The 15,022-nt window shown below is 71.3% G+C and carries 12 protein-coding genes; 8 read left to right on the forward strand and 4 right to left on the reverse strand.

Annotated features, from left to right (window positions below):
- Positions 1-72: 72 nt before the first annotated feature.
- The gene (locus ABZX79_RS06680) at positions 73-1,818 is read left to right on the forward strand and encodes an ABC transporter ATP-binding protein (RefSeq protein WP_355252651.1); all 1,746 of its coding nucleotides are present in this window, start codon (positions 73-75) and stop codon (positions 1,816-1,818) included.
- Positions 1,815-3,656 carry an ABC transporter ATP-binding protein gene (locus ABZX79_RS06685; RefSeq protein WP_355252654.1) on the forward strand — a complete coding sequence of 614 codons (1,842 nt, stop codon included), beginning with the start codon at positions 1,815-1,817 and terminating at the stop codon, positions 3,654-3,656. Before ABZX79_RS06680 ends, ABZX79_RS06685 begins: the two co-directional genes overlap by 4 nt.
- A gap of 20 nt (positions 3,657-3,676) precedes the next feature.
- On the opposite strand, the gene ABZX79_RS06690 is transcribed toward ABZX79_RS06685, so the two are convergent.
- Complete coding sequence (locus tag ABZX79_RS06690; protein ID WP_355252657.1) at positions 3,677-4,282, reverse strand: response regulator transcription factor; 606 nt, start codon at positions 4,280-4,282, stop codon at positions 3,677-3,679.
- 224 nt (positions 4,283-4,506) lie between these two features.
- Here ABZX79_RS06690 and ABZX79_RS06695 point away from each other — a divergent pair, with 224 nt between their 5' ends.
- From ABZX79_RS06695 to ABZX79_RS06705, 3 genes are read left to right on the forward strand one after another with little or no spacing between them, the layout of a single operon-like run.
- Positions 4,507-5,187: an ABC transporter permease gene (locus ABZX79_RS06695; RefSeq protein WP_355252660.1), complete on the forward strand. Its 681-nt coding sequence runs from the start codon at positions 4,507-4,509 to the stop codon at positions 5,185-5,187.
- Positions 5,184-5,858 carry an ABC transporter permease gene (locus tag ABZX79_RS06700; RefSeq protein ID WP_355252663.1) on the forward strand — a complete coding sequence of 225 codons (675 nt, stop codon included), beginning with the start codon at positions 5,184-5,186 and terminating at the stop codon, positions 5,856-5,858. The genes ABZX79_RS06695 and ABZX79_RS06700 overlap by 4 nt, the downstream gene beginning before the upstream one ends.
- Positions 5,855-6,808, forward strand: coding sequence for an ABC transporter substrate-binding protein (locus ABZX79_RS06705; protein ID WP_355252666.1), 954 nt, complete (start codon positions 5,855-5,857; stop codon positions 6,806-6,808). The genes ABZX79_RS06700 and ABZX79_RS06705 overlap by 4 nt, the downstream gene beginning before the upstream one ends.
- Positions 6,809-6,812: 4 nt before the next feature.
- Here ABZX79_RS06705 and ABZX79_RS06710 read toward each other — a convergent pair whose 3' ends face one another.
- Positions 6,813-7,532, reverse strand: a complete 720-nt coding sequence (locus ABZX79_RS06710; RefSeq protein WP_355252669.1) for a cupin — start codon at positions 7,530-7,532, stop codon at positions 6,813-6,815.
- A gap of 102 nt (positions 7,533-7,634) precedes the next feature.
- Positions 7,635-8,804 carry a betaine/proline/choline family ABC transporter ATP-binding protein gene (locus ABZX79_RS06715; RefSeq protein ID WP_355252672.1) on the reverse strand — a complete coding sequence of 390 codons (1,170 nt, stop codon included), beginning with the start codon at positions 8,802-8,804 and terminating at the stop codon, positions 7,635-7,637.
- Between the two features lie 110 nt (positions 8,805-8,914).
- On the opposite strand from ABZX79_RS06715, the gene ABZX79_RS06720 reads away from it, so the two are divergent.
- Both ABZX79_RS06720 and ABZX79_RS06725 read left to right on the forward strand, forming a co-directional pair.
- Entirely contained in the window at positions 8,915-10,213 is a 1,299-nt protein-coding gene (locus ABZX79_RS06720; protein ID WP_355252675.1) for an alpha/beta fold hydrolase, read from the forward strand.
- 68 nt (positions 10,214-10,281) lie between these two features.
- Positions 10,282-11,052, forward strand: coding sequence for a PIG-L deacetylase family protein (locus ABZX79_RS06725; protein WP_355252678.1), 771 nt, complete (start codon positions 10,282-10,284; stop codon positions 11,050-11,052).
- Positions 11,053-11,088: 36 nt separating this feature from the next.
- On the opposite strand, the gene ABZX79_RS06730 is transcribed toward ABZX79_RS06725, so the two are convergent.
- Entirely contained in the window at positions 11,089-11,946 is an 858-nt protein-coding gene (locus ABZX79_RS06730; protein WP_355252937.1) for a SigB/SigF/SigG family RNA polymerase sigma factor, read from the reverse strand.
- 324 nt (positions 11,947-12,270) lie between these two features.
- Between ABZX79_RS06730 and ABZX79_RS06735 the strand changes: the two genes are divergently transcribed.
- On the forward strand, positions 12,271-14,940 hold the full coding sequence (locus ABZX79_RS06735) for a beta-N-acetylglucosaminidase domain-containing protein (protein WP_355252680.1): 2,670 nt from the start codon (positions 12,271-12,273) through the stop codon (positions 14,938-14,940).
- Positions 14,941-15,022 lie beyond the last annotated feature (82 nt).

Raw genomic sequence — 15,022 nt, forward strand, 5'->3', positions numbered from 1 at the left:
GACCCGAGGTTTTCACCACGGCGCAGGCGCGCCGCTCGGTACCGAGCGCGACCGGGACGGCTGGGAGGAGCCATGAGCCTCCGCGCGGCGGACCGACTTCTGCTGGCGTCAGCCCGCCGAGGCGGTGTCTGGGTGGGCGTCACGGCGGCCACATCGTTGCTGCTCACCGGCGCTACTCTGGCGCTGCCGGCCGTCATGGGCCGTACGCTCGACGCCGTCCTGAGCGACGGCGACGTGGCCCGGTGGCTGGCCCTGAGCGGCGCGTTGATCTTCATCCTGGTGGCCTGCGACGCCGTGGACGATCTCGTGGGGCAGGCGGCAGAAGCCAGGTCGACCGCGTGGCTGCGGCATACGCTGCTGGGGCATGTGCTCGCGCTCGGCACGCGTGCCACCCGCAGGTTCACACCGGGAGACCTGGTGAGCCGCCTGGTCGGCAACTCCGCCAGGACCGGGAACATCGCGTCGGGCCTGGTATGGGTGGTCATGGGCCTCGTCCCGCCGATCGGAGCGATCGTCGCCCTGGCGTTCATCGACTACTGGCTGTGCCTCACCTTCCTGGTGGGGATGCCCCTCGTGGTCCTCATCGTGAGGGCCTTCCTCCGTGGCATCTCCGACGCGAACGAGGGCTACTTCCGCGTGCAGGGCACCATCGCCGCACGGCTCACCGACGCCCTGGGCGGAATCCGGACGATCACCGCGGCAGGAACCGTCGACCGTGAGGCGCAACGGGTCCTCGCGCCCCTTCCCGAACTGCACCGGCACGGAATGGGCATGTGGAACGCGATCGCGCGGATCTCGGCGCGCGGAGATCTCGTCGTTCCCCTGCTGGTGGTAGCCGTCCTCGCAGTGGCCGGACTGGGGCTCGCACAGGGGCGTATCACGCCGGGAGACGTGCTCGCGGCGAGTGAGTACGTCGTCATGGCGGCCGGCCTCGGCGGCGTGATGTCGTCGCTGAACCAGCTGGCCCAGGCCCGCGCGACGGCCGGGCGGATCGCCGAGGTGGTCGCCGAACCACCCGTCGTGTACGGGCATGAGCGACTTCCCGAAGGCGGCTCCGGGCGGCTGGAGTTCCGGCGGGTGACCGTACAGGGGGCGGGCGGCCCTGTCCTCAAGGACCTCGATCTGGCCCTCCCGGGAGGCGCTCTGGTCGCCGTGGTGGGCAACTCCGGAGCGGGCAAGTCGCTGCTCGCCGCGCTGGCCGGGCGCCTCGTCGATCCGGACGAAGGTGACGTGCTGCTCGACGGGGTGCCGTTGCGCCGCCTCGCGCGGGGCGAGCTCCGCCAGGCCGTGGCGTACGGCTTCGAACGCCCCGTGCTGCTCGGCGAGACCTTCGCCGACGCGATCGGGTTCGGACCACGGACCCCCTCCGCGGACGAGGTGTCGGCGCAGGCCGAAGCCGCCCGGGCCGACGCGTTCATCCAGCACATGCCGTCGGGTTACGACAGTCGCGTCGCCGACACCCCCGTCTCCGGCGGGGAGGCGCAACGGGTCGGGCTGGCGCGCGCGTTCGTCCAGGCCGGTCGGGTGCTCATCCTCGACGACGTGGCAGCCAGCCTGGACACCGTGACCGAGCACCACATCAGCCAGGTGCTCACTGGCGCGCTCGCCGACCGTACGCGCCTCATCGTGACGCACCGGGCCTCCACCGCGGACCGGGCGGAAGTCGTGGTCTGGCTCGCCGACGGCGGAGTCCGCGGGCTGGGGACGCACCGCGAGTTGTGGGCGGATCCCGGCTACCGGGCCGCGTTCCAGCCGGTTTCCCCCGCCCGCTCCGAGCCGGTGGCCGGCGTGGGCGCGGGCGCGGGGGGTGTGCGGTGAACCGGCGGTCCCTGCAGATCCTGCGCTCGTCGCTGAGTCGTCGCCGCCGGGCGTACTTGCGGCTCGTGGGCTGGTCGCTGGTGCAGGCCGTACCGGCCTTCCTGTCCGGGTGGGTCGTGGCCCGCGCCGTCGACCGGGGATTCCTCGCCGACCGGCCCGTCACCGGCCTCCTCTGGCTGGGGGTACTGGCGGTCGCCTTCGTCGTCGGAGCGTGGGGAACCCGGCACGCCATGCTGGGGCTCGCCGCGCTCATCGAACCGTTCCGGGACGAGCTCGTCACCCTCGTGACCACGGGCACCCTGCACCGGTCCGCCCGGCTGGGGGAGCCGGCCGACACCGCCGGCGTGGCACGGCTCACCGAGCATGTGGAGCGGGCCCGCGACGCCTACGGTGCGGTCGTCCTGTTCATACAGGGCTTTGTCGTCACGTCTGTGGGCGTCCTGCTGGGCATGGCCAGCCTCGATCCCGCACTGCTCCTCCTCGTCCTGCCCCCGCTGCTGCTCGGGCTCGCCCTGTTCGTCGCGGCGCTGCCGGCGATGGCCGCACGGCAGCGCGCGGTCATCCTGCTGGACGAGCGCATCGCCGAGACCACGAGCGCCATGACGGCCGGGCTGCGGGACGTGGTCGCCTGCGGCGCCGAAGAGCGCGTACGAGCAGAGACCGGTGCACAGGTCGACGCCGCGAGGCGGGCGACTGTGTCGCTGGCGCGGCTCACCGCGGTCCGGACTGCCGCCCTGGGAATCAGCGGCTGGGTGCCCCTCTTCCTCATCCTGCTGGGAGCGCCCTGGCTGGTGCGCAACGGCGTGACGGCAGGGGCGATCCTGGGCGCGGTGACGTACGTGTCGCAGGGCCTGCAACCGGCCCTGCAGGGCTTCGTCCAGGGACTCGGCAGCAGCGGACTGTGGCTTTTGGTCACGGTGGGACGGATGGCCGAGGTCGGGGAGGACCCCGAGGGCGCGGAGGACGCCGACAACGCCGGGGGGACCGAAAACGCCGACGACGCACCGGAGCCGGTGGCCGCCGTTACCGGCCCGCCGGCGGGGCTCGTGCCACGGCGGCTGCGCGGACCCGGACTCGTGGAGATTCGCGGCCTCACCTTCGGCTACGCACGGTCCGCGGAACCGGTGATCCGCGACCTCGACCTCGTACTGCGCCCGGGCGAACACCTGGCCGTGGTCGGCCCCAGCGGCGCGGGAAAGTCGACCCTCGCCGCGCTGATCGCAGGGGTGCTCGAACCGCAGGCCGGGCAGGTGCGCCTCGATGACGTGCCGGTCCGGGCGCTGGGCGGCGACGACCTGGCCCGCCACCGCGTGCTGATCCCGCAGGAGGCGTACGTATTCACCGGCACGCTGGAGGAGAACCTCACCTACCTCGCACCCGGTGCCACCCGGCCGGACATGGAGGCGGCCGTCCGCGCCGTCGGCGCGGCGCCGCTCGTCGAGCGCCTGGGCGGCTACGACGCTCCTCTGGACCCCCGTGAGCTCTCGGCCGGCGAACGCCAGCTCATCGCTCTGGCTCGGGCCCTTCTCCCGGCGCCGCGGCTGACCCTGCTGGACGAGGCCACCTGCCACCTCGATCCGGTGGCCGAGGCGATCGCCGAGGACGCCTTCGCCCGCCGCCGGGGCACCCTGATCGTCGTCGCCCACCGCATCAGCTCGGCCCTTCGAGCCGATCGGGTCATGGTCATGGACGGTACGCGGGTACGCCTGGGCACGCACGAGGAGCTGATGGCCGACTCCTCGCTCTACCGGGATCTGGTCGGTCACTGGGGCCTGGCCGAGCCGTTTCCTGAAGTCCGGACTCCGGCACCCGTAGGGCGTATGGCATGTACGCGATGATCAGGTCCTTACTTCGGCTGTCACACCCAGCCCGACTCCCGAGCTATCCGGATCGCATCGATCCGGTTGCGTCCCCCGACCTTGTTCGTGATCGCCGACAGGTGGTTGCGGACCGTGCCCACAGACAGGGACAGCCGCTCGGCGATGTCCCTCGTGGGCGTGCCGTCAGCGGCCATCCGCAGGACTTCCACTTCCCGGGGGGTCAGTGGGTTCTCTCCCGAGTCGAGTGCGACCAGCGCGAACTCCGGGTCGATGAACCGCTGCCCTCTGACCAGCTTGCGGACGCCGTAGACCAGGCGGTCCGCCGGGGCGTTCGTACTGATGACACCGGCAGCGTGCAGGTCGAGCATGCGCCGCAGGCGCTCGGGCGTCGGCGAGGCCATCATCAGCAGCATCCGGCAGTCGGGGAGACGCGCGCTCAGCTCGCCCGCCGCGGCGAGTTCCTCGCCCTCCTTGCAGTCGACGTCGATCACGACCACATCGGGGCGGCACATCAGCGCCCGCGTGAGGACCTCACCATTCCCGTCGGCTTCGGCGACCACTTCGATGTCCCCTTCGCGCGAGAGAAGAGCGGCAATCGCTCCCCGCACGAGGCGGGTGTCCTCGACGAGAAGAACGCGGATCAAGGCTGCTCCCACCTGGCCCTATGCGGCCTGTTGTCACACCTTGCCTTACTGTCACACCTCGCCTTGTCCTCTTCCACCCCCTTGGACATCACTAGACGCATTATCTCTGCTCATGTCCGGAATTTCAGTTCGGCCATGAACAGGGGAGCGCCGCCGGGCGCAGCCCACCCCGAACAGTCCACCAATACGCGCGGCCCCGCCCGGCCGCGGGCTGCAATGAAAGGGTGACCGCGCCCCCGGACGACTGCCTCGCGCGCAACGAGTGGCTCTGCGGCGCGTACCTGTCCACCCGCCGCGAGATCCTCCTGGACGCCGTACTCCAGCACCTCCAGCTGACCGTCGTCTCCGTCCTCCTCGGGCTCGTGCTCGCCGTCCCCCTCGCCGTCGCCGCCCGACGCCGGCGCGGGGCGGCGGGCCCGGTGCTGGGCGTGACGACCGTCCTCTACACGATCCCGTCGCTCGCGATGTTCTCGCTGCTGCTGCCGGTGTACGGGCTCTCCGCCTGGCTCGTCATCGCGGGGCTCGTCCTCTACTCGCTCACCCTGCTCGTACGCAACATCCTCGCCGGACTGCGCGCGGTGCCCGAAGAGACCCGGCAGGCCGCCCGCGGCATGGGTTACGGGCCCGTCAGGCTGCTGCTCGCCGTCGAACTGCCCCTCGCGTTCCCCGCCGCCATGGCCGGCCTGCGCATCGCCACCGTCTCGGCGGTCTCCCTCGTCACCATTGGCGCGATCGTCGGGTACGGCGGCCTCGGCAACCTCATCTACACCGGCATGAACGCCTACTTCAAGGCCCAGGTCCTCACCGCGTCCGTCCTGTGCGTCGTGATCGCCGTCGCCGCCGACCTCCTGCTGCTCGGCGTTCAGCGGGCGCTCACGCCCTGGATGCGGGAGGCGCGAGCGTGAACACCCTCAGCGCGGCCTGGGACTGGCTCACCAGCTCCGCGAACTGGTCGGGCGAGGGCGGCATCTGGAGCCGGCTCGGCGAGCATCTCTTCCTCACCGTTGTCTGCCTGCTGCTCAGCTGCCTGATCGCGCTGCCTGTCGCCCTCGTACTCGGCCATCTCGGCAAGGGCGGGGCGCTCGCCGTCAACATCTCCAACGTCGGTCGCGCCGTCCCCACCTTCGCCGTCCTCGTCCTGCTGCTGCTCACCCCGATCGGCAGGCACGGCGAATGGCCGACGATCATCGCGCTGGTGCTCTTCGCCGTACCGCCGCTGCTCACCAACGCCTACGTCGGCATGCGCGGCGTCGACCGCGACATCGTCCGGGCGGCGCGCGGGATGGGCATGACCGGCGGCCAGCTGCTGTGGCGCGTCGAGCTCCCGCTCGCCCTTCCGCTCATCCTCACCGGAGTGCGTATCGCCGCCGTACAGCTCGTCGCCACCGCGACGATCGCCGCGCTCGCGGGCGGCGGCGGTCTCGGCCGGATCATCACCGCCGGCTTCAATCTCGCCAGCACCCCGCAGGTGGTCGCGGGGGCCGTGCTGGTGGCGGGTTTCGCGCTGCTGATGGAGGGTCTGTTCGAGGTCGCACAGCGGCTCGGGCCCCAGTGGACAAGGCGCGGTGCGACGTGAAAGCCGTTCGCGTCGCCGCCGCCGTCACGTTTGGGCTCACCCTCACCGCCTGCACCACAGGGCCCGCCCTGGAGGACCGGGGCGAGGTCACCGCGCCGCCCGGCGACAGCCGCCGGCTGACCGTCGGATCGGCGGGCTTCACCGAGAGCGACCTGCTCGCCCGGATGTACGCTCTCCTCCTCGACCGGGCCGGGTACGCGACGACGATCCTGTCCGTAACGAACCGTGAGATCTACGAACCCGCTTTGGAGAGCGGCCAGATCGACGTCGTACCCGAGTACGCCGCCACCTTCGCCGACTGGCTCAACTCCAAGGCCAACGGCGCCGACGCCGCGCCCGTCGGCTCTCCCGACCTCGGCGCCACCATGACCGCCCTGCGCGCGCTGGCGGCCCCGCGCGGCCTCGTCGTCCTCCACGCCGGCCGCGCCGTCGACCAGAACGCCTTCGCCGTCGCCGCGTCGTACGCCGCGAAACACCGGCTGAAGACCCTCTCCGACCTGGGCAGGTCCGGGCAGCCGGTGCGGCTCGCGGCGGGCGACGAGTGTGTCCAGCGCCCCTACTGCGAGCCCGGCCTCAAGAAGACGTACGGCATCGACATCACCGCCGTCGATCCCAAGGGCGTCGGCACCACCCCGGCGAAACAGGCCGTCCAGAACGGCCAGGACCAGATGGTCCTCACCACGACGACCGACGCGACCCTCGACGACTTCGGCCTGGTGCTGCTGAAGGACGACAAGAAGCTCCAGAACGCCGACCACATCGTGCCGGTGGTCAACAGGTCGCGGGCCGGATCCGCCGGGGTGAAGCGCGCTCTGGACAAGCTCAACACCGTACTGACGACCAAGGACCTGGCGTCCCTCAACGAGCAGGTGGACAGCTGGCGCAGGCTGCCCGAGGACGTCGCCCGGAGCTACCTGGAGTCCAAGAGGCTGATCCCGGCGGGCAGCTGAGGCATCAGGCCGCCGGGTAGACGTCCAAGCGGCCGCACATGCCGAACCTTCCGAGGTGCGCCGGCTGCTCCGCCCGTACGACCGCCTGCGCGAGGTACCCGCAGTCACCGTCCGCGAGCCGGTCGAGCTGGTCCCGGGTGTCGGCCGACGCGGCAGCCGCCCCGTCCCGCCACCGCTCGCGCCAGCCGCCGGTCAGCGGGCCGACCAGAGCCGCCGCCGCCCGGTGGAACGCGGCGAGCGGTCCGGGGTCACCGGCGTCGGCCGCCGCGCGGAGCGCCGCGAACCCCGCTACGGCGAGGTCGCGGCGTACCCGGGCCGCGTGCGCCAGCTCCTCCTCGGTGCCGCCGGCGGGCAGCGTCACCGCGGCCCGGTACGCCGCGGGGTCGGCCAGCAGGGGCGGGGGCAGGGTGAGTACCGCGTCGCCCGCCTCGGGGAGGCCGCGGTTCTGCATGAGTACGACGATGGTCAGGCCGCCGTCGTTGACCAGCCGGTGAATGGTGCCGGGCGTGAACCACACCAGCGCCCCCTCGGCGAGCGGCGTCTGCCGGAAGCCGGACGCGGTGAGCGTCTGCACCGCTCCCCGGCCGCCCGTCACCAAGTAACCCTCGGAGCAGGTGAGGTGGAGGTGGGGTGTGCCGCCGCGCAGCCCGTCGGCGGCGGGCCAGTCGTACACCCGCAGCAGCGAGACGCCGACACCGCCGGGCACTCCCTCGTATCCGGTCACCACGCGAGCTCCTCGGCGCCCCTCGGCAAGCGCTTTCTTCCCCGCAACCTAGAGTCACCCGACACGCCGGTCAAGAGGCCCCCGCGCACAGGTGATTGACCGCTACGCGTCCGCCACCGAGTCGAAGGCCACCTGGCCGCGCGGTACGCCTCGCGCGTCCGCGTCGACCGACCGGCGCAGCGCCTCGTGGAGCTTCGCCGGAGTGAGTACGCCGACGAACTTCGCGCCGTCGAGCACCGCCACCCACCCCGCGTCGTACTGCAGCATCTCGCCGAACGCCTGCTTGAGCGGCGCCCCCACCGGCACCCAGGCCTCCATCCGGCGGGCCAGGTCACCCACCGTGCCGCCGCTGCCCCGTCCCGCGATGCTCAGCTCTTCGGTGGACACCCAGCCGTGCAGCTCGTTCCCGTCCGTGAGGACCACGGCCCACCGGGCACCGTCGGCGCGCAGCCGGGCCGCCGCGTCCCGCGCGGGCTCGTCCAGGCGGGCGACCGGCGGCTGTTCCAGGTCGGTGGCCTCGATCTCGGTGACGGACAGCCGCTTCAGGCCCCGGTCCGCACCCACGAACCGGGCCACACAGGGGGTGGCCGGCGCGCCGAGCACTGTCGCCGGCGTGTCGAACTGCTCGATGCGCCCCTGTCCGTACACCGCGATCCGGTCACCCATCCGTACCGCTTCCTCGATGTCGTGCGTCACCAGCAGAACCGTCTTGCGGACCGTCGCCTGGAGACCGAGGAACTCGTCCTGGAGTCGCTCGCGCACCACGGGGTCGACCGCTCCGAACGGTTCGTCCATCAGGAGCACCGGCGGATCGGCCGCCAGCGCGCGGGCGACGCCGACCCGCTGGCGCTGCCCGCCGGACAGCTGGTCCGGGTAGCGCGACCCGTACACGGACGGATCGAGCCCCACCAGGTCGAGGAGCTCCGCCGCCCGCGCCCGGGCCTTCGGCTTCTTCCAGCCGGTGAGGAAGGGGACCGTGGCGGTGTTGTCGAGGACCGTGCGGTGCGGGAAGAGACCGACCTGCTGGATGACGTAGCCGATACGGCGGCGCAGCCTGACCGGGTCGACGGCCGCGATGTCCTCGCTGGCCACCAGGATCCGGCCCGAAGTGGGCTCGATCAGCCGGTTCACCATCATCATGGTGGTCGTCTTCCCGCAGCCCGAAGGGCCGACCAAGGTGACCAGCTCACCCTCCGCCACTTCGAAGGACAGGTCGTGGACGGCGGCCGTGCCGTCCGGGTACACCTTGCCGACCTGCTCGAACCGGATCATGTACGCCACGGTAGAAGCGGCAGGGACAAGGCGCACACGGGCCGCGACTGTACGAGTCACCGCCCCAGGGTGTGCTGAACTATGCGGAAGTGAACAGAACGGGAGTAACTGTGACCAGCTATCGCCAGCCCGGCACCGTCCTCACCGACCACCGTTTCACCGTCCCCCTCGACCACGCCCGCCCCTCGGGGGAGCGCATCGAGCTCTTCGCGCGAGAGGTCGTGTCGAGCTCCAGGACCACCGCGGACCTGCCGTGGCTGGTCTACCTGGAGGGCGGCCCGGGATTCGGCGCACGCCGCTTCGTCGGGCGCCAGGCGTGGCTCGGCCGCGCACTCCAGGACTTCCGGGTACTGCTCCTCGACCAGCGCGGCACCGGGCTCTCCACGCCCGCCAACCGGCAGAGCCTGCCTCTGTGCGGCGGCCCGCAGGAGCAGGCCGACTACCTCGCCCACTTCCGCGCCGACTCGATCGTCCGCGACTGCGAGACGATCCGGCACCGGCTGACCGGCGGCGCGCCCTGGACCGTACTCGGCCAGAGCTTCGGCGGCTTCTGCGCCACCCACTACCTCGCCACCGCCCCCGAAGGGCTGAGTACGGTGCTCATCACCGGCGGCCTGCCGAGCGTCGACGGGCACGCGGACGACATCTACCAGGCGGCGTTCCCCCGCATGGAGCGCAAAAACGCCGCCCACTACGCCCGTTACCCCCAGGACGTCGAGCGGGCGCGCCGGATCGCCGAGCACCTGACCGAGAATCAGACCGTGCTGCCGAGCGGCTACACCCTCAGCCCCGAGGCATTCCAGTCGCTCGGCATCATGCTCGGCTCCGGCGACGGCAGCCACCAGCTGCACTACCTCCTGGAGAACGCCTTCGCCCGTACGTCGCACGGCCCCGCGCTCTCGGACACCTTCCAGGAGGCCGTGCAGAGCGCGCTCTCGTACGCCGCGCATCCGCTCTACGCCGTCCTGCACGAGGCGATCTACGCCCAGGGCGCGCGGCCCACCGCCTGGGCGGCCGAACGGGTGCGCGCCGGGTTCCCGCAGTTCGACATCGGCAAGGCGCTCGCGGGCGAAGGGCCGGTGCTCTTCACGGGCGAGACCATCCACCCCTGGCACTTCGACTGCGACCCGGCGCTGCGCCCGCTGCGCGAGACGGCCCAGCTGCTCGCTGAACGTACCGACTGGCCCGTGCTGTACGACGCCGAGCGCCTCGCGGCCAATGAGGTGCCGGTCGCCGCCGCCGTCTACCACGACGACCTGTACGTCGACACGGAGCACGCGCTCCGGACCGCGCGGACCATCAAGGGACTGCGCACCTGGGTCACCGACGAATTCGAACACGACGGTCTGCGGACGGGCGGCCCGCGCGTACTGGACCGGCTGCTCGCACTGACGCGCGGCGACATCTAGCGCGGCAACCAGCGGCAACAGCCCGCGAGTAGAACCGGAATGGGAGGTTCGCCGCTTATTCTGCGCCCATGACAACCGAGCCGACACAGCAGCCGCAGCAGTCCCCCCAGCCTCAGCAGCTTCAACCGATGCCCTCCGACTGGCAGCGCGCCCTCGCCGTGGTGGCGCACCCGGACGATCTCGAGTACGGGTGCGCCGGCGCCATCGCCGGATGGACCGACGGCGGCCGCGAAGTGACGTACCTGCTCGCCACCCGTGGCGAGGCCGGGATCGACAGCCTGGAGCCGGACAAGTGCGGCCCGCTGCGCGAGCAGGAGCAGCGGGCCAGTGCGGCGGTTGTCGGCGTCTCGGCGGTCGAGTTCCTGGACTACGAGGACGGCGTGATCGAGTACGGGACCGGGCTGCGCCGGGACATCGCCGCCGCCATCCGCAAGCACCGCCCCGAACTCGTCATCACCCTCAACCACCGGGACACCTGGGGCGGCGTCGCCTGGAACACGCCCGACCACCGGGCGGTGGGCCGGGCCACCCTGGACGCGGCGGGCGACGCCGGCAACCGCTGGATCTTTCCCGAGCTCACCGAGCAGGGGCTCGCACCCTGGGACGGGGTGCGCTGGGTCGCCGTCGCGGGCTCCACGACGCCCACCCATGCGGTGGACGCGACGCCCGGGCTCGAGCGCTCCGTACGCTCGCTGCTCGAACACCGGGCGTACATCGAGGCGTTGACGACGGAGGACCCCGAGACGTACTGCCGTACGTTCCTCACCCAGAACGCGCAGCGCGCGGCGGAGCGCTTCGGCGGAAAGCCCGCGGTCACCTTCGAGGTCTTCAGCCGCTGAGCCGTGACGGTGACGGTGACGGTGACGCTGTGATGCTCACGCTTCGTCGCAGAGCATGCCGACGCGGAGCTTGGTGAGGGTCCGGGTGAGGAGGCGGGACACGTGCATCTGCGAGATGCCGATCTCGGCTCCGATCTCGGACTGCGTCATCTCCTGGCCGAAGCGCATCTCGATGATGTTCCGCTCCCGGTCGTCGAGTTCGCCCAGCAGGGGCGCCAGGGTCTGCAGGTCCTCGACCGTCTCCATGGCGGGGTCCGTCTCGCCCAGTACGTCGGCGAAGGTGCGCGACGTGTTGGCGTGGCCGTCGTCACCGGGGTCGTTGGGCATGTCCAGGGAGCCGGCGGTATAGCCGTTGGCGGCCACGAGGCCTTCGACGATCTCGTCCTCGCTGAGCTCCAGGTGCCCGGCCAGTTCCCTGACGGTGGGGTCCCGGTCCAGCGCGGCCGCCAGCTCCTCCCTGGCCTTGGCGAGCTCGACCCGCAGCTCCTGCAGCCGCCGGGGGACGTGGACGGCCCAGGTCGTGTCGCGGAAGAACCGCTTGATCTCGCCGACGATGTAGGGAACGGCGAAGGTGGCGAACTCCACCTCGCGGCTGAGGTCGAACCGGTCGATGGCCTTGATCAGCCCGATGGTGCCGACCTGGACGATGTCCTCCATGTCGCCGCCGCCACCGCGGCCCCGGAAACGCCCGGCGGCGAACCGCACCAGCGAGAGGTTCATCTCGATGAGCGTGTTACGGGCGTACTGGTGCTCGGGCGTGCCCTCCTCCAGGACCTGAAGCTGGTCGAAGAACGCCTTTGACAGGCTGCGGGCATCCTTCGGGGCGACCGCCCCCGCGTCCTCGATCCACGGCAGCTCACCCGTACCGGGAAGCGTCCCGGTCCGCGCGCCCATCGCGACCTCAGTCCGCGGAACTTCCGAAATCCGCACCGGCGTTGCCGTCATGTTCCCGCCTCTCTCGTGATCGCTCCGTTCCTCCCGACTGCCCAGGCATCCTCGATGTATGTATCCCGCGGCCGAATGGGGGACGAGACGCGCCCGGCGGGGACCAAGGGGCGGGTACCGCTATCCGGCCCAACGTTGAATGGGCAAGGGCAACTTGCGGAATCGTCTGGATTAGACGTGCGCGCCATTGACAGCCTGTCAGGCCCCAGGAGGATTCTGTGGCGTTGTGATGCGCGATCGCCCACAGTTTTCGTCGGGACCCCTGGAGGACGTGTGACGCTCCGCCTGCGCCCGCTCGCCATGCTCGCTTCCGCTCTCGCTCTCGTGCTCGGGTTTCCGGCCGTCGGGGTGGCCGCCGACCCCCCGGCCGACACCGACCGAAGATCCGCCCCCGTCATCACCCCGACACCACAGGACCTCCGACAGCGCGACGACCGCGTCACCATCACCTCGACGGTGACGCTCGTCGCCGGCGCCGACGCCGATGCCGCCGCCCTGACGGTGACTCAGCAGGCGCTCCTCGACGCCGGTGCGCACCAGGTCGTACGCGGCGAACGCCCCGTCACGAACCGGCTCACCGTGTACGTCGGCGGCCCGGGGGAGACCCCGCAGACCGCCGGGGCGCTCGACGCGCTGGACATCGAAGGCCCCGGCCAACTCCCACCCGAGGGGTATGTCCTGGGCATCGGTGAACGCCGTATCGCGCTCTCCGGCAAGGACACGGCCGGTACGTACTACGCCGCCCAGTCGCTGCGCCAGCTGCTGCCCGAGCGCAAGGGCCCCGGCGCGAAGGTCGGGGGGGCCGAGATCCGCGACTGGCCCACCACCACGATCCGCGGCGTCATCGAGGGCTTCTACGGCATCCCGTGGACCCACGCGGCCCGCCTCGACCAGCTCGACTTCTACGGCGAGCACAAGATGAACATCTACGTCTACTCGCCCAAGGACGACCCGTACCTGCGCGAGAGGTGGCGGGAGCCGTACCCCGCCGCGCAGCTCGCGAAGATGAAGGAACTCGTCGACAGGGCGCGCGCCCGGCACGTGGAGTTCACGTACGCGCTGTCGCCGGGACTGAGTGTCTGCTACAGCTCCGAGGCCGACATCAAGGCGCTGACCGACAAGTTCAAGACGGTCTGGGAGCTCGGCATCCGCACGTACGCCGTCCCGCTCGACGACATCAGTTACACCAAGTGGAACTGCCAGGCCGACCAGGACAAGTGGGGGACGGGCGCGGCCGCGGCCGGCGCCGCCCAGGCATACCTCCTCAACCGGGTCAACCGGGACTTCATCGCCACCCACCCGGGCGCCGCGCCGCTCCAGATGGTGCCGACGGAGTACTACAACGTCACCCCGTCCCCGTACAAAAAGGCGCTCGCCGAACAGCTCGACGAGGACGTGGTGGTCGAGTGGACCGGTGTCGGCGTCATCGCGCCGGTGATAACGGTGGCGCAGGCCAGGGCCGCGCGTGATGTCTTCGCGCACCCGATCCTGCTCTGGGACAACTACCCGGTGAACGACTACGTCATCCACCGGCTGGTGCTCGGTCCGTACAACGGCCGGGAGGAAGGGATGCCCGCCGAGCTCGGCTCCGGCATCACCGCCAACCCGATGAACCAGGCGTACGCCTCGAAGATCCCGCTGATGACGGTCGCCGACTACACGTGGAACGACGCGGCCTACGATCCGGTCAGGTCGTGGCAGACGGCGATCTCCGAGTACGCGGGCGGCGACGCGAAGACCGAGAAGGCCCTGCGGATCTTCTCCGACGTCAACTACAGCTCCCGCATCAACGCACAGCAGGCACCCGCTCTGGCCGCCTCGATCGAGCGGTTCTGGGAGTCCGGGGACGCGGACCGGCTGGACCGCGCCCTTGACGGCCTGCAGAAGGCTCCGGACGTGCTGCGCGACCGTCTCGCCGAGCAGGAGTTCATCGACGACAGCGGGCCGTGGCTCGACGCCGCCGAGGCGTGGGGCGTCGCGACGCGCGCGGCTCTGCGGCTGGTCGAGCTGGCCCGCGACGGAGACGGCGCCCGGGCGTGGGACCAGCGGCAGCGACTGCCGGGGCTCGTGGCCGCGGCGAAGGCGTTCACGTACACCGACCTCAACGGGCGCAAGATCCCGGTCGTCGTGGGCGAGGGCGTACTCGACAAGTTCATCGAGGACGCGGCCGCCGAGCACGACCGGCTGCTCGGCGTCAGCGGCGCGGTCAAGGGCCTCACCAACCTGCCCACCTACCAGGGCAACGTGATCGCGCGGATGCTCGACGGGGACGACAGCACGTTCTTCTGGAGCAGCCGGGCCACCGCCACCGGTGATCAGGTGACGGTCGACCTGCGCAAGGAACGCGAGATCGGCCGTATCTCGCTCGCCATGGGAAAGCCGGGCAGCGTGAACGACTACATGCGCAACGGCGTGCTGGAGTACTCGTCGGACGGCTCTTCCTGGGAACAGCTCGCGACGTTCTCCGGTACGCCCGTCGTGACGGCGACGGCTCCGGAAGGCACCAAGGCACGGTACGTGCGGGCGCGGGCCACCGCGCGGCAGACGAACTGGCTCGTCGTGAGGGAGTTCGCCGTCGAGACGACGGACGCCTCCGTGTCCGGCGGACCGCCGGCGGCGACGGGCAGCAGCCTGCGCGCGGCGGCCGACGGAGACGTGACGAGTGTCTACCGCGCCGCACGCGCGGCAGAGCCGGGCGAGGCACTCCAGGTCGACCTCGGCGGGACGCGGGAGGTGCAGTCAGTGACCGTCCTCCAGCCGAAGGGCAGCTCCGCGCGGGGCGCCGTGCAGGTACGGGCCGCGGACGGCGACTGGCGTACGGTCGGCGCGCTCAAGGGCGGCTACGGGGAGTTCCCGGTGGACGGTGAACCGGTCTCGGCCGTACGACTGCTGTGGAGCGAGGGCGGCAGCACCCCGCAGATCGCGGAGGTGGTCGTCCGGTAGCGGATGTTCGGTGTGGCGCGGCGCGGCCCCCGGGTGATCGATCGGCCCGGGGGCCGCGCTGTGTCCGGCCGTACTGTGGATA

This window comes from Streptomyces sp. NPDC002994, from assembly GCF_040611155.1.
In the GTDB taxonomy this organism is placed as follows: Bacteria; Actinomycetota; Actinomycetes; order Streptomycetales; family Streptomycetaceae; genus Streptomyces.

Excerpts from the sequence above, each read along its gene's own strand:
- ABZX79_RS06715 (WP_355252672.1), bottom strand. The coding sequence starts at position 8,804 with ATGATCCGGTTCGAGCAGGTCGGCAAGGTGTACCCGGACGGCACGGCC.
- ABZX79_RS06680 (WP_355252651.1), top strand. The coding sequence starts at position 73 with ATGAGCCTCCGCGCGGCGGACCGACTTCTGCTGGCGTCAGCCCGCCGA.
- ABZX79_RS06730 (WP_355252937.1), bottom strand. The coding sequence starts at position 11,946 with ATGGGCGCGCGGACCGGGACGCTTCCCGGTACGGGTGAGCTGCCGTGG.
- ABZX79_RS06725 (WP_355252678.1), top strand. The coding sequence starts at position 10,282 with ATGACAACCGAGCCGACACAGCAGCCGCAGCAGTCCCCCCAGCCTCAG.